Source organism: Sphingomonas sp. SRI_018, from assembly GCF_057586275.1.
Genome location: NZ_JBYCZO010000001.1, coordinates 1,581,428 through 1,605,491, shown reverse-complemented (window position 1 = coordinate 1,605,491; position 24,064 = coordinate 1,581,428). Strand labels below are relative to the sequence as shown.

Below are 24,064 nucleotides of genomic sequence, written 5' to 3'. Positions count from 1 at the left end.
ATGCCAGTGCTCCTGCGAAAGCAGGAGCTTAGGCCGCAAGCGAGTCGCCTGTGATCCAGGGCTCCTACTTTCGCAGGAGCACGATTCATTTCATCCGGACGGGACCTACTGCCCGAACCCCGCTTCGCCCGCCCGCGCCACTGCCTCGCGCGCGGCGGCGATGAGGGCGCCGGCCTTGGCCTCACATTCGCGCTGCTCGTAAGCCGGGTCGCTGTCGGCGACGATGCCGGCGCCGGCCTGGACGTGCATCATGCCATCCTTCACCACCGCGGTCCGCAGCACGATGCAGCTGTCCATGCTGCCGTCCGGCGAGAAATAGCCGACGCCGCCGGCATAGGCGCCCCGCGTCTCGGGCTCGAGCTCAGCGATGATCTCGCAAGCGCGCACCTTGGGTGCGCCGCTGACCGTGCCGGCGGGAAAGCCCGCGAACAGCGCGTCCAGCGCGTCACGGTCGGACCGCAGCCCGCCGATCACGTTCGAGACGATGTGCATGACATGGCTGTAGAATTCGATGCCGTAGCTCTCGGTCACCTTGACCGACCCCGCCGTGGCGACGCGGCCCACGTCGTTGCGGCCGAGGTCGAGCAGCATGAGGTGCTCGGCCCGTTCCTTGGGATCGGCGAGCAGGCTCTCGCGGTTCGCCTCGTCCTCCGCCGCCGTGCGGCCGCGCGGGCGAGTTCCCGCGATCGGGCGGATCGTCACCTCGCCGTCGCGCACGCGCACCAGGATCTCGGGGCTCGAGCCGATCAGCGCGAAGCCGGGCAGGTCGAGGTGATAGAGGAAGGGCGACGGATTCACCCGCCTCAGCGATCGGTAAAGCTCGAACGGCGGCAGCGCGAACGGCGCGGAGAAGCGTTGGGCGAGCACCACCTGGAAGATATCGCCGGCGACGATATAGTCCTTCGCCCGCAGCACCATCTCCCGGTAGCGTCCCTCCGGCAGCACCGGCATCGGCTCCACCGCCGCATGATCGGCCCGCACCGGCGGCGGCAGCTGTGCCGCGGCAAGCCGCGCGGCCGTGGCATCCAGGCGCTCCACCGCGGCCTCGACCGATCCGCCCGGCCACACCGGTGCGACCAGGAACAGCGCATCGGCGAGCCGATCGAACACCAGCAGCACCGTCGGCCGCACGAAGATCATGTCGGGCAGGTCGAGCGGGCTCGTCGGCGCGCGCGGCAGGCGCTCGACCAGGCCGACCGTCTCGTATCCGAAATAGCCGACCAGACAGGCGAGCGCGCGCGGCAGCTCGGGCGGCACCTCCATCCGGCATTCGGCGACCAGCGTGCGCAGCGCCGCCAGCGCCGGCTCCGCGGCCGGCACGAAGGCGTCGCGATCGGTGAGCCAGCGCGGGTTGATCTCGGCGGCATCGCTCCGTGCGCGGAACACCAGGTCCGGCGCCAGCCCGATCAGGCTGTGCCGCCCGCGCACCGATCCGCCCTCGACCGATTCGAGCAGGAAGTCGCCGCGCCCCGGTTCGATCAGCTTGAGCGCCGCCGCGACCGGCGTCTCGGTATCGGCGACCTGCCGGCGCCACACCAGCGCCGGCTGCCCGGCGGCGAGCGCCGCGCGCGCTTCGGCAACGCCCTCGATCACCTTATTGCGCGCCCGCCCCGCCGACGAGCTCGCCGCGCACCTTGGCGATCGCGCCGTCGTTGCGCTTGACCCCGACCTTCGCGCGCACGGCGGCGGTGAACTGCTCCGCCAGCTCGCGGCCGGAGACGCTGCCGAGCCCGGCGCGGGTCTGGTCGATCACCGCCTTGTTGCCCTTGGCGTTCCCCTCGTGGATCTGGTCGAGATAGACCACGAACCAGCCCTCGCGGTTGGGTGCCTCGACCATCTTCGCGGTCTTGGCGCGCATCGAGAACAGCAGCGCGACCGGCGGCGGCAGCTGCGCGCGCTGCGCGGCGAGCTGGGCACGGGCGATGTCGATCGGGCGCGGCGCCGGCACTTTGAGCCTGGTCTCGGCCAGCGCCTGCGCGAGCGGCGTGCCCTTGCCCGCCTTGGCGACCACCTGCACCGCCTGCTCGCGCGCGGTCTTGAGCGCGCGATCGATGGCGAAGTCGCGCAGCACCTGCGGCTTGATCTGCGCCAGCGGGCGCGGTGCGGCCGGGGCCACCTGACCCACGCCCACCACCGCGAAGCTGCCGTCGGCGTCGATCTGCACGAGCTGCGGCGCGTCGCCCGGCTCGGCGGTGAAGGCCGCGCCGACGATCCGCGCGATCAGCGGATCGGGATTGGTGCCGGGCGCCGCATCGGGATCGACGCCGGTGGCGAGCAGCGGCTTGGTCGCCTCGCCCTTCAGCTTGGCGTCGGCCATGATCTCGTCGAAGGTCGCGCTCTCGCCGATCGCATCGTCGATGCTGTCGTGGACCTTGGCGAGCGCTTCGGCTGTCTTGGTCTTGGTAAGCTCGGCGGTAAGCTCCGGACGCGCCTGCTCGAGCGACTTGGCAGGCACCGCCTCGACATTATCCACCTTGGCGACATGCCAGCCGAGCGGCGAGCGCACCGGCCCGATCACCGTGCCCTTGGCGGCGGCGAAGGCGGCATCGGCCACCGCCGGTGCGGTCTGGCGGGCGAGCGCGGCGTTGTCGAGACCGGTGAACTTGCTGGGCTCAAGGCCCGCGGCGCGGGCGGCGGCGTCGATCGAAGTGCCCGCCTTGACCTTGGCCGCGATCGCGTTGGCGCCGGCCTGGTCGAGCACCACCACCTGGGTGATGCTGCGCTTCTCCGACGCGGCGAAGCGGGCGGCCTGGCTCTTGTAGGCGGCGGCGATCTCCGCCTCGGTCGGCTTGGCGTTGGCGGCGACGTCGGCCGCGCGTACGATCGCGTAGCGCGCGACCCGGCGCTCGCCGAGCGTGTAGCGGCCGCGGTTGCGGGTGTAATAGGTCTGGAGCTCGGCATCGGGCGGCGGCGCGCCGAAATCGATCGCCGAGACCGGGATGAAGCCGATCGTCCCCTGCCGCCGCTCGAGCAGCAGCGAAGCATAGGGCAGCGCGAGCTGCTCGGGGATCTGCGAAGCGCCCATCGTCGGCGCGAGCAGCTGGCGGGCCAGCGCCTCGCGGACGATGTCCTCGCGGATCTGCTGGTCGGTGAGGCGCTGCTGGCGCAGGATGTTGTCATAGGCCTGCTGGCTGAACTTGCCGTCGGGACCCTGGAAGGCCGGGATGCTGGCGATCTCGCCGTCGACCGCCTTCTTGCTCATCCCGAGGCCGACCGAGCGGGCGAATTCCTGCAGCGCCAGGCCGTCGATCATGCGTCCGAGCACCGCGTCGAACCCGCCGCCGTTGACGAACGTCGCCATGTCGAGCGTCGGCTGCTGCTGACGATAGCCGTCGAGCGCGACGTTGACGCGCGAGCGCAGCTCCGCCTCGCCGATCTTGACCTTGCCGACCTCGGCCACGCCGCCGCCGAGCAGCGAGCTCTGGTTGTTGCCGCGCAGCCCGGTGATGTCGCCCGCCGCAAAGGCCAGCGCGATGATCGCCAGCACACCCAGCGTGATGATCACGCCGAAGCGCGAATAGATGATGCGGCGGAAGAAGGTGAGCATGGCGGCCTTGCGCAATGATGGGAACGCGACGCTTTACGGGCGTGGGCGGGCGCCATCAAGCTTGTCTGCGCGCGCCGCGGCGCTATCGGAGATGGCACAAGGCGAGGGAGGACATATGACGCGGCGCAAGCTGGTGGCGGGGAACTGGAAGATGCACGGCGACCGCGCGAGCCTCGCCGAGCTCGACACGATCGCCGCGGCGGCGAAGGCGGCGCCGGCGGTGGACGTGGCGGTGGCGGTGCCGGCGACGCTGATCCACTTCGCCGCGGAGCGCCAGCCCGGCCTCGCCATCGGCGCGCAGGACGTCCACGCCAATGACAGGGGCGCGCACACCGGCAACATCTCGGCCGCGATGGTGAGGGAAGCCGGCGGCATCTTCACGATCGTCGGCCATTCGGAGCGGCGCGCCGATCATGCCGAGACCAGCCACGACGCCTGGGCCAAGGCCGCGGCGGCGTATCGCCAGGGGCTCAGCGTGATCCTGTGCTGCGGCGAGACCGAGGCGGAGCGCGACGCCGGCCGCGCCGAGCGCGTGGTGCAGGCGCAGATCGAGAAATCGCTGCCCGAGAACACCGACGGCGACTGGCTGACGCTCGCCTATGAGCCGCGCTGGGCGATCGGCACCGGCCGCACGCCGACGCTGGACGAGATCGCCGCCATCCACGCGATCGCGCGCGCCAAGATGCGGATGATGGTCGGCGACGCGGCGGACCGCATCCGCATCCTCTACGGCGGCTCGGTGATCGGCGACAATGCCGAGGCGATCATGCGCACCAGCGACGTCGACGGCGCGCTGGTCGGCGGCGCCAGCCTGACCGCCGCCAAGTTCGTGCCGATCATCGAGGCGGCGGCGCGGATCGGATAGTGCGGTGCGACCCTATTCAATCCTCCCCCGCCAGGGGGAGGTGGCACGCGAAGCGTGACGGAGGGGGAGGAAGCAAGCCGATAGTGAGTCGTCGTCCTCCCCCCTCCGTCAGCCCCCGCTTTCGCGCGGACTGACACCTCCCCCTGGCGGGGGAGGATTTGAACGTTGATCGGCCTTAGGCGACTGGACGTTAGATTTTACAGGAGTTTACTTGCCAGATCGGCCGGTTCCACGCTCTGACGCGTCGAACGAGCCGAGTCTGCGCCACATGCTTCCCGAAATCCTGTTCCTGCATGAGCAGGCCCTCAAATGCCTCCGTCTCGCCAGGGCGGCCGGCGATGAGAAGACGCGGCAGGGGCTCGAGGAGCTGGCGGTGGAGTTCTCCGAACGCGCCGCGGCACTGGAGCGCGGCGAGACGCCGCAGCCGCTGAACCCGCCTGTCCGGCGCCGCGCCCGCGGCTGACGCTGTCCTTCATTCCACCGGCCGGGGAGCGGGCCGGCTGAGGATGAATGCGGCGCAGGCCGCCATCACTCCGGCGACGACCAAGTCGACCGTCAGGCTCGGTCGCGCGCGCCACCAGAACAGCGCATAGCCGAGCGCGATCCCGCCGCACGCCATCGCCTTCGCGCGCGGGCCGATCGCCCCGTCCTCGCGCCAGGCCCGGAGGGTCGGGCCGAAGCGGGGATGCGTGAGCAGCCACCGCTCCAGCCGCGGCGAAGAGCGGGCGAAGCAGCCGGCCGCCAGGATCAGGAAGATCGTCGTCGGCATCAGCGGCAGCAGCGCGCCGATGAAGCCGAGCGCCGTGAACAGCCAGCCCAGCGCGAGCCACATGGGACGTGAGACGCCGGAACGCGGAGGCTCCCGTTCAGGCGACTGCATCGCGTCCGGTCCACTCGTTCACGCGATTGTCTCCCTCGGCACTGACTTGAACCTATCAGCGGAACGTCAAGGCGGGGAGGGGGCTCGGCCGCCGTTCCGCCCCCGCGCACATGACCATCGCGCGGTCGATCATCCACAGCAGCCGGTCGCGGGCCTTGGCCAGCTCGGCGGGATCGAGTCCGCGGTCCTGCGTCTCGAAATTGAGATAGTCGAGGCGGTGAAGCACGGCATAGTTGGACAGCGATCCGTCGCTGTTGACGACCCGCTCGTGCACCACGTTGAAGTCGGCGGCGAGCATCGCGTCGTTGCAGAAGGCGTCGCTTTCCGTCTGGGTGGCGAGATAGGTGGCGAAGGCGACCGTATCGTCATCGTCGAACGGATAGGCGCGGCCTTGCGATGGGCTCGGGCGGAGCGTCGCGTCGCAGTAGCGGATCGAGATGATGCCGCTGCCGGAGGTGTCGCCCTCGGGCGGGCAGGTCGAGTCGGTGGGGTCGTAACCCCGGGCGTTGGTGTGGAGCGCGATAATCGGCCAAGCGCCCTTCGCGACCGCTGCCAGCACCTGCGAGGGATAGCGCGGCAGGCCGTCGTGGAAGTTGCGGTTGGGATCGATCGGCTGCCCGATCGTGACCGCGCGGTTGAGCCGCTGTCCGTCGCGCTGCCCGGCGATGCCCGAATCGACCGCGATCAGCGTGCCGCCATATCTGCGGACCGCGGCCAGCGCCGCCTCGAACCCCGCATTCTCGTTGTCGTGCGGCACGAACCACAGCGGCCCCTGCGGCCGCGCTGGATCGGCGATCCGCCATAACCGCCAGCTCGCGCGTTCTTCGGTGAAGGTGATGCGGCTCGCCTCGAGCCCGCGCCATTCGGCCGGATCGCGGTGGCGGGCGAAGTCGTCGTCCTCGACCGTCAGCGGGTCGATATGAGCGACTGCGATGTCGGAGGGACCGGGGCCGACCAGGGACAAGGTTGCCAGTGCAATCAGTGACCTTAAGCCCATGCCACCCCCGTCCGTGCGAGCCCCTTCGGGCGACCGCGAGGAGCTTAGGCGGTTACCGGCACCCCATAAAGATCATGCTCGTCGGCGTCCTCGATCGTCACGCGGACGATGTCGCCCGTGGCGAGATGGCCGGCATCGCGCAGGAATACCTGACCGTCGATCTCGGGTGCGTCCGCCGTGGAGCGGCCGGTGGCGCCGTCCTCGCCGACCTCGTCGATGATCACGTCGAGCGTGCGGCCGACCTTCGCCTGGAGCTTGGCCGCGGAGATCGCCGCGGTCTTCGCCATGATCCGGGCGTAGCGCTCTTCCTTGACCTCCTCCGGCACCGGATCGGGCAGGGTGTTGGCGCTGGCACCCTCGACCGGCTCGAAGCGGAACGCGCCGACGCGGTCGAGCTGTGCCTCGTCGAGCCAGTCGAGCAGGAACTGGAAGTCCGCCTCGGTCTCGCCGGGGAAGCCGACGACGAAGGTCGAGCGGATCGCGATGTCCGGCGCGATCGTCCGCCAGTTGCGGATGCGCTCCAGCACCTTGGCGTTGTTGGCCGGCCGCTTCATCGCGCGCAGCACGTTCTCGCTCGCGTGCTGGAACGGGATGTCGAGATAGGGGAGCACCAGCCCCTCGGCCATCAGCGGGATGACGTGGTCGACGTGCGGATAGGGATAGACATAGTGGAGTCGCACCCAGGGCGCGATCCTGCCCAGCTCGCGGGCGAGATCGGTCATGTGCGCGCGCACCTCCTCGCCCTTCCACATGCGAGGCTGGTGGCGGATGTCGACGCCGTAGGCCGAGGTGTCCTGGCTGATCACCAGCAGCTCTTTGGTGCCGGCGGCGACCAGCTTCTCGGCCTCGCGCAGGATCGCGTCCGGACGACGGCTGACGAGATCGCCGCGCAGGCTCGGGATGATGCAGAAGGCGCAGCGGTGGTTGCAGCCCTCGGAGATCTTCAGATAGCTGTAGTGGCGCGGCGTGAGCTTGAGCCCAGCCTCCGGCACCAGGTCGAGATAGGGCGAAGGGACGGCCGGCGCCGCCTCGTGCACCGCCTCGACGACCTGCTCATATTCATGCGCGCCGGTGATCGCGAGCACGTTCGGGAAGCGCTCGCGGATGACCTCGGCCTCCTTGCCGAAGCAGCCGGTGACGATGACGCGGCCGTTCTCGGCGATCGCCTCGCCGATCGCCTCGAGGCTCTCTTCCTTGGCGCTGTCGAGGAAGCCGCAGGTGTTGACCAGCACCACGTCGGCGCCGGCATAGTCCTGCGACATCGCATAGCCGTCCGCGCGCAATTTGGTCAGGATGCGCTCGCTGTCGACCAGGTTCTTGGGACAGCCGAGCGACACCATGCCCACGCGGGGCGGTCGAGGGAGTTGGGTTGCCATGAGTGCGCGCGCACATAGTCGTTTGCGGCCGCGACAACAATGGCTTGGGTTCTAGTCGGTTCACACGGAGGCGCGGAGAAGAAGGGAAGAGGTTCACGCAGAGGCGCAGAGGACGCGGAGATGTCTCGCCTGTAGCCCCGTCTCGTGTCAGCGAGACCTTTCGACCTGTAGCAACCGACAAGCATGAAGGCCGCTGGCGCGGCTGAGCGTGCAGCACACGGCGCATCTCTGCGCTCTCTGCGCCTCTGCGTGAATTAAATCGGCCCCCGGAACACGAACCAGGCGCCCAGCGCGATCAGGGCGAAGCCGATCGCATAATTTACAGTGAACCGCTCGCCCAGCCACAGGACCGAGAAGATCGCGAAGACGGTGAGGGTGATCACCTCCTGCATCGCCTTGAGCTGCGCGGTCGAATAGACGGCGCTGCCGAAGCGGTTGGCGGGAACGGCGAGGCAATATTCGAGGAAGGCGATTCCCCAGCTCGCCACGATCACGATCGCGAGCGGCTGCGCCTTGAAGCGCAAATGCCCGTACCAGGCGAACGTCATGAACACGTTCGAGGCGAGCAGCATCAGGATCGGGACGACGCGCTCGACCATCGGCCGGCTCAGGCGCCCGGTTCGAGCCGGTTGAGGCCGCGCAGATACGGTTGGAGCGCCTCCGGCACCGCGACCGCGCCGTCCTGCTGCTGATAGTTCTCGATCACCGCGACCAGCGTGCGCCCGACCGCCAGTCCCGAGCCGTTGAGCGTATGGACGAAGCGCGTCGCCTTCTCGCCGGCCGGCCGGCAGCGCGCATTCATGCGGCGCGCCTGGAAGTCGGTGCAGGTCGAACAGCTCGAGATCTCGCGATAGCGGCCCTGGCCCGGCAGCCACACTTCGAGATCGTAGGTACGCGCGGCGGAGAAGCCCATGTCGCCGGTGCACAGCTTCATGCGGCGGAAGGGGAGGCCGAGCCGGGTCAATATGTCCTCGGCGGCGGCGGTCATGCGCTCATGCTCGGCCTCGGACTGTTCCGGAGTGGTGATGGAGACCATCTCCGCCTTCTCGAACTGATGCTGGCGGATATAGCCGCGCGTGTCGCGCCCGGCGGCGCCTGCCTCGGACCGGAAGCAGGGGGTGAGCGCGGTGAAACGCAGCGGCAGTTCCTCCTCGGGAAGAATCTGCTCGCGGACGATGTTGGTGAGGCTCACCTCGGCGGTCGGGATCAGCCAGCGGCCATCGGTGGTCCTGAACAGGTCCTCGGCGAACTTGGGAAGCTGGCCGGTGCCGTAGACCGCCTCGTCGCGCACCAGCAGCGGCGGCACGACCTCCTCATAGCCGTGCCCGCGCGTCAGCGTGTCGAGCATGAACTGGCCGAGCGCGCGGTGGAGCCTGGCAGCGGGCCCGCGCAGCAGCGTGAATCGCGCGCCGGCGAGCGCCACGCCCGTCTCGAAGTCGAGCCCGAGCGCAGGGCCGAGCGCATCATGCTCTTTCGCCTCGAAGGCGAAGGCCGGCGGTTCGCCGACCGTCTTCTCCAGCGCATTGTCGTTCTCGTCGGCGCCTTCGGGCACGTCGGGCAACGGCAGGTTGGGGATCGAGGCGAGGCGGGTAGTGAGCTCATGCCCGACCTGCTGCTCCTCGTCCTCGAGCGCGGGCAGCCGCTCCTTGAGCGCCGCCACCTCCGCCATCAGCGCCTGCGCCGTCGCTTCGTCCTTCTGCGCCTTGGCCGCGCCGATCGCCTTGGAGGCCTCGTTGCGGCGCGCCTGGCCCGCCTGGATCTCGGTGATCAGTGCGCGGCGGCGTTCGTCGAGCGCGGCGAGGCCGGCAGCCTGGGGCTCCAGCCCGCGGCGCGCGAGCGCGGCGTCGAAGGCAGAGGGGGCATCGCGGATCAGGCGGATGTCGTGCATGGGGCGGGGCTATGGCGAGGGGCGGTGAACGGCGCAACCCCGGCGGAACCGGGGCGTTGGTTTGCGGCAACGAAAGAGAGGAGATGCCCATGCGAGTTCCGCACGACGCGGTGGTCGTCGTCGCCGACGGTCGCAAGATGCTGGTGCTGAGGAACGAAGGCGACGCAGGTCGCATCAACCTGCAGGTCGAGCACCACGAGGTGAAACCCAATCCCAGGGACGGCGAGCAGAAGACCGACGCCGCCGGCCGCGCCTCCTCCACTCAGTCGGGTCCCGGCGCGCCCGCGGTGGCGCGGAACGGATCGATGCACGCCCGCGGCGGCGGCGCCCAGTTCGCGCCATCGCGTGGGAGTATGGAGGAGGTCGACTTCCACCAGCTCGAGGAGGACCGCTTCGCGGCGGAGACCGCGGCGCTGCTCAAGGAACGTGCACTGCGCAACGATTTCGAGTCGCTGATCATCGTCGCGCCGCCCAAGACATTGGGGGAACTCAGGAAACACTATCACAAGGAGGTCAGCGACCGGCTGGCGGCGGAGATCAGCAAGGATCTGACCGGCCACACCGTGCCGCAGATCGAACAGGCATTGACCGCCGTCGAATAACGGCGGCGCGGCTTAGTCCTTCGCGGCTGCCCCCTTCTTGGCGAAGCGCTTGCGGGCGACCAGCGCCGCTGCGGCGCCGCCGAACAGCAGGACCATCGGCGGCGCCGGCACCGGCGTCGGGTTGCCGCTGCTCGAGCTGCTGGTGCTGCTGCCGTGATGGCCGCCGTTCGAGCTCCAGCCGCCGTTGGACGACCAGCCGCTGCTCGTCGAGGAGGAGGTCGAGCTGGACGTCGACGATGAGGTCGAGGTCGACGACGAGACATCGCCCGATGACGAGGATGAGGTTGAGGACGATGTCGACGAGGACACGTCGCCGCTCGAACTGGACGAAGTCGAGGACGAGACGTCGCCGCTCGACGACGAAGTCGAGCTGACGTTGCCCGAGGACGACGTCGAGCTCACGTTGCCGCTCGACGTCGATGACGAGGAGCCACCGCTCGACGTCGAGGAGGACGAGCCACCGCTCGAGGTTGAGGTGGACGAGCCGCCCGTCGACGTCGACGAACCGCCGGTCGAGGTGGAGGTCGAGCCGCCGGTCGAGGACGAGGTCGACGAGATGACGACCCCGCCCGAACCGCCGCCGCCGCCGCCGAAGAAGCCGCCGGCGAAGAAGCCGCCGCCGAAGCCCCCGAAACCGCCGCCGCCGAGCACGGCGCCACCACCGCCACCGCCGCCGCCCGCGACGATCGGCATCTCGCCGCTCGATCCGGTATAGGGTGGGGGCAGCGGGATCGGCGCGCCCTGCGCGGTCATCACCACCGCCGGCGTGGTGGTGGTCGTGGTGCGGGTGACGACGCAGCGCAGCCGCCGCGACGCGCCGGTGCCGACGTAGCTGCGGGTGACCTTGGCCCCCGCCACCGCCCGGCATACCGGACGCGAAGCGACGCGGACCTTGCGCACGACGCGCTTCGTCGCGACTCGCGGCTTGGCGACCTTGCTCGAGTAGATGCGCTGGGCTTGCGCCTGCTCGGCGACATGCACCGCACCGCCGCCGATCAGCGCGCCCCCCGCGGCGCAGGCGCACAATTTCGCGAGAGCCATCCGTACCGACATCGTCCCACTCTTCCGTTCAGCGCGGCCGCTGCATCGTGCAGCTATCCGTTGCGCCATGCGAATGAAGTGCAGAACAAAGCGTTAAGTGCAACGGCATTAACCATAGTCACGGTCCCGAATTGCAAAAATCATACGAGGCGCCGCTGGAGATCATGGTTAATGTTCTGTTCGGGGACATTTTCGCCGACTTGGCACGGCGGACAGGGCGTTTCCCGGCCGTTCCTCAACATCCGTCGCCAGCTCCGTTCAGCGCCTCGCAATCTCCGGCGAAATAGAGCTGTGGAAAGAATGATCGGCTCGCTTGTGGAGGGCTGCGGCTTTCCCTATAGGCCACGCAGGGAAAAGGCGGTCTCCCGGGACGGTCTCGGGCCGGGGAAAGCCGGTGTGGAGAGTTGGGGATGGCCACTGTTCTTGATCCGTCGGGCGACTTCGAGGCCTGGCGCGTTCCGGCAAACGACGAAAGTACCGACGGCTATCGGCCGAGCGCCGACGAGCCGTTCATGAACCCGCGGCAGCAGGAATATTTCCGCGCAAAGCTCAATGCCTGGAAGGACGCGATCTATCGCGAGGCGCAGGGGACGCTGTCGCAGCTCCAGACCGACTCGCTGCGTGAGGCCGATCTCGCCGATCGCGCCACCAGCGAGACCGACTGGTCGATCGAGCTCAGGACCCGCGACCGCCAGCGCAAGCTGATCGCCAAGATCGACGCGGCGCTGCGCCGGATCGATGAGGGCGAGTACGGCTATTGCGAGGTCACCGGCGAGCCGATCTCGCTCGCCCGGTTGGAAGCGCGGCCGATCGCGACGATGACGGTCGAGGCGCAGGAGCGCCACGAGCGCAACGAGCGCGTCTCGCGCGACGACTGACGTGGTTGGCCGGGACGACTCGGTTAACGCTTTGGAAGGCGATCCATGGTGTAAGCCGTGGCCTGCCTTTCTGGACCGATGATCGATGGACCAACTTTCGTATGATTCGCTGATGTCTGCCGCGTCGGGCGATTCGCAGCGCAGTGGCGGCCGTGACAGCCTGTTGCTCGCGGCGAACCTGCGGATGGCAGGGCTCGACGAGCCGGTGCAGGTGCGCGTGCGCAACCTTTCGGCGGGCGGGCTGATGGCCGAATATGCCGGTCACGTCGACGTCAACGATCCGCTGGAGATCGAGGTGCGCGGCCTCGGCTGGGTGCGCGGCCGCATCGCCTGGGCGACCGACGGACGCATCGGCGTGGCGTTCGAGAAGCCGGTCGATCCCAAGGCTGCGCGTAAGCCGGTCGGGACCGGACGGCGGCCGACGCCGCCGACCGGTTACACGGGGCGCTGAAACGCTCCCTAGAGGAGCGTCAGTTCCTCCTTCACGCGCAGTTTGCGGCGTTTGAGCTCCGCAATCATCATCCGGTCAGGCAAGGGACGCGCCTGCTCATCGGCGATCTTGCGATCGAGCGAGGCGTGCTTGGCCTCAAGCGCCGAAATATGCGCGGTCTGCATGGATGTTGTCCTCCTGCAAGGGGTTGCGGGATCAGTGAGTAAATCACTGTTTGATGCGCTTGTCGCGGGGCAATTTCGGTGCGATCGATAGCCCGTGCATTTTTGCGCGGCGGGGCGATCGAAAGGGGGCTTGGGAGCGCGTGGACGAGGCCGAGATCCGGCGGCGAATCGAGCTTCTGAGGGTCGAGCATCGCGACCTCGACGATGCCATCGCCGCGCTGGCCGCGAGTCCGGCGCCCGATCAGCTCCAGATCGCGCGACTCAAGCGGCGCAAGCTGCGCCTCCGTGATGAGATCGCGCTGCTCGAGGACCAGCTCATCCCCGACATCATCGCTTGAGCGCCGCGCCGAATCGGGAAGTTTCGCGACGGATACCCCCATTGAATCCTTTTGCTTTTCGGCGGTTCATGGCACGTTCTCCGGCATGACAGGCGAACACGCGCATCTCCACCGACGGCTGATCGATTCGCTCTATGTCGAATCGATGCTGCTCGCCGACGAGGCGCGGGGCTATTTCGACGAGGTCGGCCGCGGCGACCGCGAGTCGCTCGATGCCTTCTCGCGGGTGGTGTTCTCGTGCGAGTCGATGAAGGTGACGACGCGGCTGATGCACGTCATCGCCTGGCTGCTCACCCAGCGCGCGGTGCAGGTCGGCGAGCTCAAGCCGAAGGACGCGCTCGATCCCTCACGCCGACTCGGCGAGGCGCCCGAGAGCGAGGCGCAGGTGATCGACGTCATGCCCGACGCGGCGCGGGTGCTGATCACGGCGAGCATCGACCTCCACCGCCGCGTCGCCCGCCTCGACCGCGCCCAGGGCGAGCCGCCGCTGACGGTCAGCCCCGCGCGGGCGATGATCGACCGGCTGGCGCTGTCGTTCTGACGATCCGGATTAAGGGCAAAAATCACCGTTCGCGCTGAGCTTGTCGAAGCATCGTCCTTCTTCCGGACGCCGGAGAAGGAAGGACGGCCCTTCGACAAGCTCAGGGCGAACGGGGAGGGAGGTTAGAGCGCGGCGATCCGTGCCTTGGCGGCGCGATATTCCGCTTCGAGACGGTCGACGCGCGCCGCCACCGGCTCGATCTCGTGGACTGCGCCGATTCCCTGGCCCGATCCCCAGATGTCGCGCCAGGCCTTGGCCTGGTTGCCGCCGAAGTTCATCGTCTTGAGATCGCCCTCGGGCAGATTGTCCGGGTCGAGCCCTGCCGCGGCGATCGAGCCGCGCAGGTAGTTGCCGTGCACGCCGGTGAACAGGTTGGAATAGACGATGTCGGACGCGTGGCCGTCGACGATCGCCTGCTTGTAGGCATCGACCGCGTTCGCCTCATCGGTGGCGATGAAGGGCGAGCCGATATAGGCGAGGTCGGCGCCGCACGCCTCGGCCGCCAGGATCGCGCCGCCATTGGCGATCGCGCCCGACAGCACCAGCGGCCCGTCGAACCATTCGCGGATCTCCTGCACGAAGGCGAAGGGATTGAGCCGCCCGGCATGGCCGCCGGCGCCGGCGCACACCGCGATCAGCCCGTCCGCGCCCTTCTCGATCGCCTTGTGCGCGAACTGGTCGTTGATGACGTCGTGGAGCGTGATCCCGCCCCAGCTGTGGACTGCGGTATTGAGCTCTTCGCGCGCGCCCAGCGAGGTGATGACGATCGGCACCTGCCATTTGGCGCAGGTCGCGACGTCGACCTCCAGCCGGTCGTTGGAGCGATGGACGATCTGATTGACCGCGAACGGCGCGGCCGGCCGATCGGGATTGTCCCGGTTCCACGCCGCGAGCTCCTCGGTGATCCGATGAAGCCATTCGTCGAGCAGCGACTGCGGCCGCGCGTTGAGGGCGGGGAAGGAGCCAACGATCCCCGCCTTGCACTGGGCGATCACCAGATCGGGACCGGAGACGATGAACAGCGGCGAGCCGATGACGGGAAGCCGCAAGCGGTCGAAGATCGGGGGCAGGGCCATCGGTCCAGTTTCATAGCGCAACCGAAACCATAGTCCAGCCATGCGGAAACTGTCCGATTCCGGACAGGCCGGACAGGAATTGCACGGAACGGCAAAACGGCGCAGGGGCGCGTTATAGTGTATCCCGAAAGGCATCCGAATGAAGTCTTCCGCCGCTGCTGCCATCCTGCTCTTCACCGTTTCCACGCCCGCGCTCGCCGCGAGCCAGCTGCCCCGCACCGTCCTGCCGATCGCCTATGACATCCGCGTCGAGCCGAACGCGCCGGCGATGACCTTCGCCGGCACCGAGACGGTCGACATCGACGTGAAGGAGGCGACGAACACGATCGTGCTCAACGCCGCCGAGCTCGACGTCACCAAGGCGAGCTTCGACGGAGTCGCGGCGAAGGCGACGGTCGACGAGAATGCGCAAACGCTGACCGTAACGCTACCGAAGCCCGCAACCGTCGGCCGCCACAAGCTGAGCTTCACCTGGAGCGGCAAGATCAACACCTCCGCCGCCGGCCTGTTCGCGATCGACTACACCGACGACGACGGCACCAAGCAGCGGATGCTGGCGACGCAGTTCGAGGCGCCTGATGCCCGCCGCTTCGCGCCGATGTTCGACGAGCCGTCGTTCAAGGCGAAGTTCAAGCTGACGGCGGTGGCGCCGGCCGGACAGCTCGCCTTCTCGAACATGCCGGCTGCCTCGATCACCAAGGAGGGCGGCAAGCAGCTCTACAGCTTCGCCGAAACGCCGGTGATGTCGAGCTACCTGCTCTACCTCGGCATGGGCAATGTCGAGCGCAAGACGGTGATGTCGGGCAAGACCGAGATTGGCGTGATCACCCGCCGCGGCGTGGCCGACCAGGGCGACTATGCACTCGATGCGGCGAAGAAGCTGCTCACCTATTACAACGACTATTTCGGCCAGCCCTATCCGCTGCCCAAGCTCGACATGATCGCGGGGCCGGGGAGCAGCCAGTTCTTCGGCGCGATGGAGAATTGGGGCGCGATCTTCTACTTCGAGCCCGAGCTGCTGTTCGACGCCAAGCGCGCGAGCGTCAGCAGCCAGCAGCGCATCTACACGGTGGTGGCGCACGAGATGGCGCACCAATGGTTCGGCGACCTCGTCACCATGCGCTGGTGGGACGACCTGTGGCTGAACGAGGGCTTCGCCTCGTGGATGGAGGGCAAGGCGACCGGCGACCTCAATCCGCAGTGGAACCTCGCCGCCGCGGCGGTCGGCAGCGACCGCGAGGCCGCGATGCGGCTCGACGCGGTGGCGACGACGCACCCGATCATCCGCAAGGTCGAGACCGTCGACCAGATCGGCGAGGCCTTCGACGCGATCACATATCAAAAGGGCCAGGAAGTCATCAACATGCTCGAATCCGTGGTCGGCGCCGATGCCTTCCGCGAGGGCGTGCGCCGCTACATGGCCAAGTACAAATATTCGAACACGGTGACCGACCAGCTGTGGGCCGAAGTGTCGGCGGCGGCCGGCCGTGACATCGCGCCGATGATGCACGACTTCACGCTCCAGGGCGGCGTGCCGCTGGTGACGGTCAACTCGGCGAGCTGCGCAGGTGGCCGAACCAACGTCAGCTTCAGCCAGACCCGCTTCGGGCTCGATGAAGCGTCGAAGGCGGCGACGACCTGGCGCGTGCCGGTCACGTTCGCGGTGGCCGGAGGCGCGGCGACGAGCACGACGGTGCAGGGCCCGTCGGCGCAGTCGGCGAGCGCGCAAGGCTGCGGCACGCTGGTCGTGAACCCGGGCAAGCGCGGCTATTACCGCACCCGCTACGACGCAGCGAGCCATGCGGCAATCGTCCGCGATTTCGCCAGCCTTGCGGTTGGCGACCAGGTCGGCACGCTCGGCGACGACCTCGCGCTCGGCATGTCGGGCGACCAGGACCTCGCCCGCTGGTTCGAGACGCTGGGCGCGGTGAAGCCCGACGCCGATCCGCTGGTGTGGACGATGGTGGTCGGGCAGCTCGGCCGCGTCGGCGACCTCTATGACGGCACGCCGCTCGAGCAGCGCTATCATGCCAAGGCGCTCGACGTGCTGAGCCCCGCCCTGAAGCGCTTCGGGCTCGAGCCACGTGCCGGCGACAGCCCGCTCGTCACCAACCTGCGCGAGGCTCTGGTCGGGGCGCTCGGCAATATCGGCGATCCCCACGTGCTGGCGGCGGCGCGCAGCTACGTCGCCAAGCTCAAGGCCAACCCGGACGCGATCCCGCCGGCGATCCGCCGCCCGATCCTGCGCACCTATGCGCAGAACGCGACGCCGGCCGAATGGGAGACGCTGCTGGCGATGACCCGGGCAGAGACCTCGCCGGTCGTGCGCAACGGCTATATCGGTCTGCTGGGGCTGGTCCGTGACGAGGCGCTGGCGCGGCGCGCGCTCGATCTGGTCAAGGCGACCGAGTTCACGGCTCCGCAGCGTGCCGATCTGCTGTCCGCGATCGCCGACAACCACCCCGAGCTCGCGTTCGATTTCGCCGCGGCGAATACGGACCTGGTGAACGGTTTGCTGGAGACCAGCACGCGCTCGTCCTTCATCGTCAGCCTCGCCAGCGGTTCCAACGACCCGGCGACGATCGCCAAGGTGGAGGCCTGGGCGGCGAAGAACCTGCCCGAAGCGTCGCGCGGGCCGGCGAAGCGGACGGTGACGTCGATCAGGAACCGTGCGGCCTACGCCGACCGCCTGCGGCCGGCGGTGACGGCGTGGGTTGGGGGCTGAGCGGCGTCCCTTCCTCCATGTCATCCCGGCGAAAGCCGGGATCTCCTGCGAGAGTCCGATACGGCCTGAGATCCCGACCTTCGCCGGGATGACGGTTCAAGGAGGTGCCGGTTACCCAACCCGCCGCAGGCCGGCGGCATATTCGCCGGCCTTCTGAACATAGATGCGCGCCGAGGCGAGCAGCACCGCCTTCGCCGTGTCGTCCAGAGGGCGGACGGCACGGGCAGGGGAGCCGATGATGAGGTGGCCGGCGGGGAATTCCTTCCCCTCGGTCACCAGCGCGCCGGCGCCGACGATGCAATCCTCGCCGATCACCGCGCGGTTGAGGACGATCGCACCCATGCCGATCAGCGCGCGCGCGCCGATGGTGCAGCCGTGCAGCACCGCCTTGTGCCCGACCGTCACATCCTCGCCGATGGTGAGCGGCGCGCCGGGATCGGAGTGGAGCACTGCGCCCTCCTGCACATTGCTGCGCGCGCCAATCAGGATCGGCGTGTTGTCGCCCCGGATCGCCGCGCCGAACCATACGCTCGCCTGCTCGCCAAGCCGGACGTCGCCGATCAGGTCGGCGCTCGGCGCAACCCAGGCTCCGGCGGCGAGTTGTGGCTGCTGACCGTCGAATTCGTAGAGCGGCATAGCGACTCCCCTGTTTGATAGCCTCGGACGGGCTCCTCTAACTGCGCCGTCTCGGCAGGTAAAAATTTTTTCGTGAACCAAGTCATTGAAGAATCACGCCTTGCAATAATTCTGCATGCTGCATCGCAAAATGAGCCTTGACGAAACCTGCCTCGGATATATCTGCCTGCGCAGATAATGCACGGTGAGATAAATGGCCGTTCTCAAAATCGAAGACTGCGCGACCAATCGGGCGCCGGGGCGGATGATCCGCCGGATCGACAAGATCATGGCGAGCTATGTCGGATCGAAGTTCGACGAAGCTCACGGCGTCAGTTTCCTGCAGTGGGTCGCGCTCAAGGTCGTGCGCGACGGCGCGGTCGGTAACGCCGGCGAGTTGGCGCGCGAGCTCGGCATCACCACGGGCGCGACGACGCGCATGATCGATGCGCTGGAGGTGCGCGGCCTGTTGACGCGCGATCGCGGCACCGACGACCGTCGCGTCGTGCGGCTGGCAATCACGCCCGAAGGCCGGGACATCGTGGAGAAGCTCCACGAGCTGGTCGTGCCGGCATGGAACGAAGTGCTCACCGACTTCACCCAGGAAGAGGTCGATACGCTCGTCGAGCTGCTGCTCAAGCTGGTGACCGCGGCCGAGCGGGTCAGCGGCAGTCTGGCGCAGGTCAGGGAGACGGTGGAATGACGCGCGCGATCGGAATTGCGGCGCTGACGGCGCTGCTGCTCGCGGGATGCGCGAGCGTGCCGCACGATCCGCCGCAGGTGGCGAAGGTCGAGGCGGGCACGCTCGGCCTCGACAGCGGCACGGCGGCGATCGATTCGGAGTGGTGGACCGCGTTTGGCGATCCGCAGCTCGACCGGCTGGTCGGGATGGGCCTGTCCGGCAGCCCGACGCTGGAGAGCGCGCTCGCCCGCGTCCGCGCGGCCGAGGCGGCGGTGTCGGTGCGGCGGGCGGACGAGCTGCCGCAGGTCACCGTCGACGGCCAGACCCAGCTCCAGCGCTTTTCGGAGAACTACATCATCCCCCCGCCCTACGGCGGCAGCACCCGCTGGGTCTCGACGGTCCAGGCCAATCTCAACTGGAACCTCGATCTGTTCGGACGCCAGCGCGCGATGGTCGCCCAGGCCCGCGCCAGCGCCGATGCCGCGCGGCTCGACGCGGCTGCGGCTCGCCTTACGATCGCCACCTCGATCGCGGAGACTTATGTCGGGTTGGCGCGGGCGGAGCGGCTGATCCAGGTCGCCGACGGCTTCGTGACGACGCGCCAGCAGGCGCTGCGCTACGTCCAGTCGCGCATCCGGAACCAGCTCGCCAGCCAGTTCGAGCTCAGGCAGGCCGAGACGCTGCTCGCCGAGGCCGAGCAGGCCCGCACCCGGGCGCAGGCGCAGCGCGAGCTGCTGGTTCACGCGCTCGCGGCGCTGGTCGGGCGAGGGGCGGACTTCTACCCCCAGATAACCACGCCGACGCTCGCGCTCGATACGCCCCCGACGGTGCCGGATGTCCTCCCCGCCGACCTGCTCGGCCGCCGGCCTGACCTGCTCGCCGGCCAAGCGCGAATCGACGCGGCGGCGGCGGGGCGGCAGGTGGCGCGGACCGACTTCCTGCCCAACATCAGCATCACCGCGCTCGCCGGCATCGCCGCGCTCGGGCTCGGCAACGCGGTCGACTTCGGCTCGCGCACCTATGGCGCCGGGCCGGCGATCCACCTGCCGATCTTCGAGGGCGGCAAGCTCAAGGCGCAGTATCGCGGCGCCACCGCCGATCTCGACACGGCCGTCGCCAGCTACAACGGCGCGGTCGTCGGGGCGGTGCGCGAGGCGGCCGATGCGGTGACGCAGGTGCGGTCGGCCGACCAGGATCTCGCCGACCAGCGCCGTGTCCTGACGGGCCTGCGCGAGACCGCGCGGCTCGATCAGGTGCGCGTCTCCACCGGCCTCGGCTCGCGGCTCGACGCGATCGAATCGGGCTTCCGCCTGCTTGAGGCGGAGCAGGCGCTGGTCGGGCTCCAGGCCGACGCGCTCACCCGCCGCATCCAGCTGATCGCCGCCCTGGGCGGCGGCTTCGATCCCAACCGGCCGCTCGCCGCGGCCCCTGCTTCGGACAAGCACTCATGACCGACAACAGCCCCGTCGACTGGAAGAACCGGGCCGAGACCGCCGAGCCGATCGACCCCCGCGAAGAAATCGAGGACGTCATGCCGCAGTCAGCGCCTCCCGCACCGCCGGCCCCGCAGGCCAAGTCGCGCGCGCGCCGGATCGGGTTCCTGATCCTGGGCGCGGTGATCCTGATCGGCGCGATCATCTACGGCGTCATGGAGCTCACCGCGCCGCCGAGCGAGGAAACCGACGACGCCTATGTCGGCGGCAACATCGTCGCGGTGACGGCGCGCGACGGCGGCACCGTGCTCGCGCTCCACGCCGACAACACCCAGGCGGTGACGCAGGGCCAGCCGCTGATCGACCTCGATCCCGCCACCACCGACGTCCAGCTCGCCGCCGCCGAGGCCGCGCTCGGCCGGGCGGTGCGCGCGGTGCGCTCGAACACCGCGCAGGTCGACGAGGCGGGGGCGGAGATCGCCCAGGCCCAGGCCGATCTCTCCAAGGCGCTCAACGACTATGCCCGCCGCAGGGGCGCCGCCGCCGACGGCGCGGTCTCGGGCGAGGAGCTGAGCCACGCCGCCGACGCGGTCACCACCGCGCGTGCCGCGCTCAACCTCGCCCGCGCCAAGCAGGCGCAGGCGGCGAGCACGGTCGCCGGCACGACGCTCGCCAACAACCCGCAGGTGCTCGCGGCGATCGCCGACCTGCGCCAGGCGGCGATCAACAGCAGCCATATGCGGATCACGGCGCCGGTCTCCGGCGTGATCGCCCAGCGTACCGTCCAGCTCGGCCAGAAGGTCGCGGCCGGCACGCCGTTGATGGCGGTGGTGCCGCTCGACAGCCTGTGGGTCGACGCCAACTTCCGCGAGACGCAGCTCCAGCACCTGCGTGTCGGTCAGCCGGCCGTCATCCACGCCGATGTCTATGGCAAGGACGTGACTTTCCACGGCAAGGTGCTCGGCCTCGGCGCGGGCAGCGGCAACGCCTTCTCGCTGCTGCCGCCGCAGAACGCCTCGGGCAACTGGATCAAGATCGTCCAGCGCGTGCCGGTGCGCATCGCGCTCGATCCGAAGGAACTGCGCCAGCATCCGCTCCGTGTCGGCCTGTCGGTCAATGCCGAGGTCGATACCAGCAACCGCTCCGGCCCGCTGGTCGCCGGCGCCGCCCCGCCCGCTGGCGGCGTGCAGCAGAGCCTCGACGGCGGTCCCGAGGTCGAGGCGCGCATCCGCCGCATCATCGCCGAGAATCTGGGACGCGGACGGTGAGCGACGCGGCGCGCGCAGAGCCGCCGCCGCTCCGCGGCGCGGCGCTGGGGGTGACCTCGATTGCGCTGGCGCTGGGCACCTTCATGCAGGTGCTCGATTCGACCATCGCCAACGTGTCGCTCCCGACGATCGCCGGCAATCTCGGCGTCTCGACCGACAACGGTACCTGGGTGATCACCTCCTTCGCCGTGGCGAACGGCGTGACGGTGCCGCTGACCGGCTGGCTGATGCAGCGTTTCGGGGTGGTCAGGACCTTCACCGTCTCGGTGATCCTGTTCACCATCGCCTCGCTTCTGTGCGGCATCGCCTGGAGCCTGTCGTCGCTGATCGCCTTCCGCGTCCTGCAGGGTGCCGTCTCCGGGCCAATGATCCCGGGCAGCCAGGCGCTGCTCATCGCGATCTTCCCGCATCACAAGCGCGGCACCGCGCTGGCGATCTGGTCGATGACCACGCTGGTCGCGCCGGTGTTGGGGCCGGTGCTCGGCGGCTACATATCGGACAACTACCACTGGGGCTGGATCTTCCTGATCAACGTCCCCGTCGGGATCATCGCCGCGGGCATCACCTGGCGCTCGCTTTCGACCCGCGAGACGCCGACCCGCAAGCTGCCGATCGACACGGTCGGGCTGCTGCTGCTCGCCTTCTGGGTGTTCAGCCTCCAGACGATGCTCGACCTCGGCAAGGATCGCGACTGGTTCCATAACCAGCTGATCGTGGTGCTCACCGTCTTCGCCGCGATCGGCTTCGTCGCCTGGGCGATCTGGGAGGCGACCGACCGCGCCCCGGCGGTCGACCTCAGCCTGTTCCGGCGGCGCAACTTCGCCTTCGGCACGCTGGCACTCTGCCTCGGCTATGCGCTGTTCTTCGCCAACAACCTGCTGCTGCCGCTGTGGCTGCAGACGCAGATGGGCTACACCGCGACCTGGGCGGGCTTCGTCGCCGCGCCGAGCGGCATCGTCGCGGTGATCGCGACGCCTTTCATCGCGCGGCTGAGGGTGGACGCACGCTGGCTGGCGACGGGCGCCTTCCTGGCGTTCGGCATCTCCTATTTCATGCGCTCGCAATACACCCCCGACGCGAGCTTCTGGACGCTGACGATGCCGCTGCTGCTGCAGGGGCTGGCGATGAGCATGTTCTTCGTGCCGCTTGTCACCATCTCGCTCGATGGCCTGCCGCCGGAGCGGGTGCCGTCGGCGAGCGGTATCTCGAACTTCGCGCGCATCACGGCGGGCAGCTTCGCAGCATCGCTCACCACCACCTATTGGGACCGGCGCGAGGCGCTGCACCAAACGCGGCTGACCGAGGTCGGCAACGATTATTCGCCGGTCTACCGCCAGACGGTGGAGCAACTCCAGGCGACCGGCATGAGCCCGCTTCAGGCGGCGGGATCGGTGATGCGGCAGATCGTCAACCAATCCTACCTGCTCTCGTCGCTCGAGCTGTTCTGGATCTGCGGCTGGCTGACGCTGGCGATGATCGGCGTGATCTGGATCACCCGTAAGCCGGCGCCGAGCCAGCATACGGTGGCGGCGGATTGATCGAGGCTCAGCGCCGGAGCGCCGCCTCGATCAGCCCTCGCGCCAGCGCCCATGCACGGCTTTCGGGAGCGATCAGCTCGACGTGGCCGGTGCGGTCGACGGCGTTCAGCGACACCTGATCGCCGGCGCGGCGGGCGTTGTCGAGATAGCGGGTGGCGAAGTCGAAGGGGACGATCCGGTCCTGGTTGCCGTTGACCAGGTCTTGCGGGACACCGATCGGCAGCAGGCGCGGGATCGAGGTGTCGGCATAGACGTCCGGCCGCTCGGCCGTCGGAGCCCCGACCAGTTCGCCGATCACCTCGACACCGCAGCCGTTATCGGGTCGAGCAGCGGTGAGTTCGAGGTCGGGAAGCGCGCCGAGCGCGATCACATGATCGATGCGGATCGGGTCGGGCGCTGCCAGCGGACTGCTCGCCGGCAGCTTCGGCCGCGCCGCCAGCCATAGGGCGAGATGGCCGCCTGCCGAATGGCCGACGGCGACGATGCGCCGCGTGTCGAGATCGAAGCCGGCTGCATCGAGGCGAAGCCGGTCCGCGGCTGCAGCCGCATCCAGGAAAGTGCCGGGATAGCCTCCGCCGTCGCGGTCGACGCCGCGGTAGTCGATATTCCACACCGCCATGCCATGGTCGCGGAGGTCTCCGGCGATCCAGTTCATCAGCTTGCGATCGGCGATCGCGGTGGTCCAGCAGCCGCCGTGCACCATCAGCACGGTCGGGAAGGGGCCGCGGCCCTGCGGCAGCCACACGTCGATCTTCTGCATCCGGTCCGCCCCATAGGCGACGGTCGCATCGGGTTCCGGGCGGGGGCGGCCGGTGAGGTCCGGCCAGGTGAGATAGGTCATGGTCCGGACGTGATAGCGGCGGGGACGGGGCTACGGAACCGCACCCCATCCCCGCCGCCTGCGAGGGACCCGTTCAAGATTGTTACGCCGGCCGGTGCCTGCTCTGCTCGCGGCGCCAGGGAGCGTCGAACTGGTAGGCGTTGAGCCGGTCGAAGCTCTGCCGCGTCAGCACGAGCAACTTGTGGAGCCCATCGATCAGGCCGCCGCGATGGTCGGCCCAGCCGGAGGTCAGGAAATCGTCGCGCATGATCCGTACTCCATGTCTTCGAGGGGGTGACGTTGCATGATCCAATTGCGCCGGCTGGGAACAAAATGCCA

Annotated in this window: 25 protein-coding genes; 12 read left to right on the top strand and 13 right to left on the bottom strand. The window is 68.9% G+C overall.

Annotated elements, in window-relative coordinates; translation table 11 throughout:
• Positions 1-105: 105 nt before the first annotated feature.
• On the bottom strand, positions 106-1,593 hold the full coding sequence (gene trpE, locus AC2YHA_RS07490; protein WP_487400987.1) for an anthranilate synthase component I: 1,488 nt from the start codon (positions 1,591-1,593) through the stop codon (positions 106-108).
• Position 1,594: 1 nt separating this feature from the next.
• The gene (locus tag AC2YHA_RS07485) at positions 1,595-3,562 is read right to left on the bottom strand and encodes a SurA N-terminal domain-containing protein (protein WP_487400986.1); all 1,968 of its coding nucleotides are present in this window, start codon (positions 3,560-3,562) and stop codon (positions 1,595-1,597) included.
• Between the two features lie 100 nt (positions 3,563-3,662).
• Here AC2YHA_RS07485 and tpiA point away from each other — a divergent pair, with 100 nt between their 5' ends.
• Together tpiA and AC2YHA_RS07475 are read left to right on the top strand one after the other, a co-directional pair.
• Positions 3,663-4,412 (top strand): triose-phosphate isomerase, encoded by a 750-nt coding sequence (tpiA, locus tag AC2YHA_RS07480; protein WP_487400985.1) that lies wholly within the window; start codon positions 3,663-3,665, stop codon positions 4,410-4,412.
• A 268-nt stretch (positions 4,413-4,680) separates the two neighbouring features.
• Entirely contained in the window at positions 4,681-4,875 is a 195-nt protein-coding gene (locus AC2YHA_RS07475) for a hypothetical protein (RefSeq protein WP_233786162.1), read from the top strand.
• A 9-nt stretch (positions 4,876-4,884) separates the two neighbouring features.
• On the opposite strand, the gene AC2YHA_RS07470 is transcribed toward AC2YHA_RS07475, so the two are convergent.
• The 5 genes from AC2YHA_RS07470 to serS all read right to left on the bottom strand — a co-directional run bounded on the left by AC2YHA_RS07470 (position 4,885) and on the right by serS (position 9,553).
• On the bottom strand, positions 4,885-5,244 hold the full coding sequence (locus AC2YHA_RS07470; RefSeq protein WP_487400984.1) for a YbaN family protein: 360 nt from the start codon (positions 5,242-5,244) through the stop codon (positions 4,885-4,887).
• 103 nt (positions 5,245-5,347) lie between these two features.
• Positions 5,348-6,289, bottom strand: a complete 942-nt coding sequence (locus AC2YHA_RS07465) for a hypothetical protein (protein ID WP_487400983.1) — start codon at positions 6,287-6,289, stop codon at positions 5,348-5,350.
• Between the two features lie 44 nt (positions 6,290-6,333).
• Complete coding sequence (rimO, locus tag AC2YHA_RS07460; protein WP_487400982.1) at positions 6,334-7,665, bottom strand: 30S ribosomal protein S12 methylthiotransferase RimO; 1,332 nt, start codon at positions 7,663-7,665, stop codon at positions 6,334-6,336.
• Between the two features lie 254 nt (positions 7,666-7,919).
• Positions 7,920-8,264 carry a DMT family protein gene (locus AC2YHA_RS07455; protein ID WP_487400981.1) on the bottom strand — a complete coding sequence of 115 codons (345 nt, stop codon included), beginning with the start codon at positions 8,262-8,264 and terminating at the stop codon, positions 7,920-7,922.
• A gap of 8 nt (positions 8,265-8,272) precedes the next feature.
• A complete protein-coding gene (gene serS, locus AC2YHA_RS07450; protein WP_487400980.1) occupies positions 8,273-9,553 on the bottom strand; it encodes a serine--tRNA ligase in 1,281 nt (426 codons plus the stop codon).
• Between the two features lie 89 nt (positions 9,554-9,642).
• Here serS and AC2YHA_RS07445 point away from each other — a divergent pair, with 89 nt between their 5' ends.
• Positions 9,643-10,155 carry a host attachment family protein gene (locus AC2YHA_RS07445; protein WP_487400979.1) on the top strand — a complete coding sequence of 171 codons (513 nt, stop codon included), beginning with the start codon at positions 9,643-9,645 and terminating at the stop codon, positions 10,153-10,155.
• Positions 10,156-10,167: 12 nt separating this feature from the next.
• Here AC2YHA_RS07445 and AC2YHA_RS07440 read toward each other — a convergent pair whose 3' ends face one another.
• Positions 10,168-11,208 carry a PEP-CTERM sorting domain-containing protein gene (locus tag AC2YHA_RS07440; RefSeq protein WP_487400978.1) on the bottom strand — a complete coding sequence of 347 codons (1,041 nt, stop codon included), beginning with the start codon at positions 11,206-11,208 and terminating at the stop codon, positions 10,168-10,170.
• Positions 11,209-11,606: 398 nt separating this feature from the next.
• Between AC2YHA_RS07440 and dksA the strand changes: the two genes are divergently transcribed.
• Together dksA and AC2YHA_RS07430 are read left to right on the top strand one after the other, a co-directional pair.
• Complete coding sequence (dksA, locus tag AC2YHA_RS07435; RefSeq protein ID WP_233786177.1) at positions 11,607-12,074, top strand: RNA polymerase-binding protein DksA; 468 nt, start codon at positions 11,607-11,609, stop codon at positions 12,072-12,074.
• A gap of 85 nt (positions 12,075-12,159) precedes the next feature.
• Complete coding sequence (locus AC2YHA_RS07430; protein ID WP_233786179.1) at positions 12,160-12,525, top strand: PilZ domain-containing protein; 366 nt, start codon at positions 12,160-12,162, stop codon at positions 12,523-12,525.
• Positions 12,526-12,533: 8 nt separating this feature from the next.
• Here AC2YHA_RS07430 and AC2YHA_RS07425 read toward each other — a convergent pair whose 3' ends face one another.
• Positions 12,534-12,689 carry a YdcH family protein gene (locus AC2YHA_RS07425; RefSeq protein ID WP_233786181.1) on the bottom strand — a complete coding sequence of 52 codons (156 nt, stop codon included), beginning with the start codon at positions 12,687-12,689 and terminating at the stop codon, positions 12,534-12,536.
• A gap of 140 nt (positions 12,690-12,829) precedes the next feature.
• Here AC2YHA_RS07425 and AC2YHA_RS07420 point away from each other — a divergent pair, with 140 nt between their 5' ends.
• Together AC2YHA_RS07420 and AC2YHA_RS07415 are read left to right on the top strand one after the other, a co-directional pair.
• Entirely contained in the window at positions 12,830-13,027 is a 198-nt protein-coding gene (locus AC2YHA_RS07420; RefSeq protein WP_233786182.1) for a DUF465 domain-containing protein, read from the top strand.
• A gap of 85 nt (positions 13,028-13,112) precedes the next feature.
• A complete protein-coding gene (locus AC2YHA_RS07415) occupies positions 13,113-13,568 on the top strand; it encodes a DUF1465 family protein (RefSeq protein WP_233786184.1) in 456 nt (151 codons plus the stop codon).
• Positions 13,569-13,690: 122 nt separating this feature from the next.
• Here AC2YHA_RS07415 and AC2YHA_RS07410 read toward each other — a convergent pair whose 3' ends face one another.
• Entirely contained in the window at positions 13,691-14,644 is a 954-nt protein-coding gene (locus AC2YHA_RS07410) for an NAD(P)H-dependent flavin oxidoreductase (RefSeq protein WP_487400977.1), read from the bottom strand.
• Positions 14,645-14,783: 139 nt separating this feature from the next.
• Between AC2YHA_RS07410 and AC2YHA_RS07405 the strand changes: the two genes are divergently transcribed.
• A complete protein-coding gene (locus AC2YHA_RS07405; protein WP_487400976.1) occupies positions 14,784-17,369 on the top strand; it encodes a M1 family metallopeptidase in 2,586 nt (861 codons plus the stop codon).
• 111 nt (positions 17,370-17,480) lie between these two features.
• On the opposite strand, the gene AC2YHA_RS07400 is transcribed toward AC2YHA_RS07405, so the two are convergent.
• Positions 17,481-18,005 carry a gamma carbonic anhydrase family protein gene (locus AC2YHA_RS07400; RefSeq protein ID WP_233786190.1) on the bottom strand — a complete coding sequence of 175 codons (525 nt, stop codon included), beginning with the start codon at positions 18,003-18,005 and terminating at the stop codon, positions 17,481-17,483.
• Positions 18,006-18,198: 193 nt separating this feature from the next.
• On the opposite strand from AC2YHA_RS07400, the gene AC2YHA_RS07395 reads away from it, so the two are divergent.
• Genes AC2YHA_RS07395 through AC2YHA_RS07380 form a run of 4 tightly spaced genes read left to right on the top strand, consistent with a single transcriptional unit; the run spans position 18,199 to position 22,905 of the window.
• Positions 18,199-18,687, top strand: coding sequence for a MarR family winged helix-turn-helix transcriptional regulator (locus AC2YHA_RS07395; RefSeq protein ID WP_487400975.1), 489 nt, complete (start codon positions 18,199-18,201; stop codon positions 18,685-18,687).
• Complete coding sequence (locus AC2YHA_RS07390) at positions 18,684-20,117, top strand: efflux transporter outer membrane subunit (RefSeq protein WP_487400974.1); 1,434 nt, start codon at positions 18,684-18,686, stop codon at positions 20,115-20,117. The genes AC2YHA_RS07395 and AC2YHA_RS07390 overlap by 4 nt, the downstream gene beginning before the upstream one ends.
• Positions 20,114-21,367, top strand: a complete 1,254-nt coding sequence (locus AC2YHA_RS07385; protein WP_487400973.1) for an EmrA/EmrK family multidrug efflux transporter periplasmic adaptor subunit — start codon at positions 20,114-20,116, stop codon at positions 21,365-21,367. The genes AC2YHA_RS07390 and AC2YHA_RS07385 overlap by 4 nt, the downstream gene beginning before the upstream one ends.
• Positions 21,364-22,905 (top strand): DHA2 family efflux MFS transporter permease subunit, encoded by a 1,542-nt coding sequence (locus AC2YHA_RS07380; RefSeq protein WP_487400972.1) that lies wholly within the window; start codon positions 21,364-21,366, stop codon positions 22,903-22,905. The genes AC2YHA_RS07385 and AC2YHA_RS07380 overlap by 4 nt, the downstream gene beginning before the upstream one ends.
• A gap of 7 nt (positions 22,906-22,912) precedes the next feature.
• Here the strand turns inward: AC2YHA_RS07380 and AC2YHA_RS07375 are convergent, their stop codons facing one another.
• Together AC2YHA_RS07375 and AC2YHA_RS07370 are read right to left on the bottom strand one after the other, a co-directional pair.
• Positions 22,913-23,746 (bottom strand): alpha/beta hydrolase family protein, encoded by an 834-nt coding sequence (locus AC2YHA_RS07375; RefSeq protein ID WP_487400971.1) that lies wholly within the window; start codon positions 23,744-23,746, stop codon positions 22,913-22,915.
• A gap of 82 nt (positions 23,747-23,828) precedes the next feature.
• On the bottom strand, positions 23,829-23,993 hold the full coding sequence (locus AC2YHA_RS07370; RefSeq protein ID WP_487400970.1) for a hypothetical protein: 165 nt from the start codon (positions 23,991-23,993) through the stop codon (positions 23,829-23,831).
• Positions 23,994-24,064: the final 71 nt, after the last annotated feature.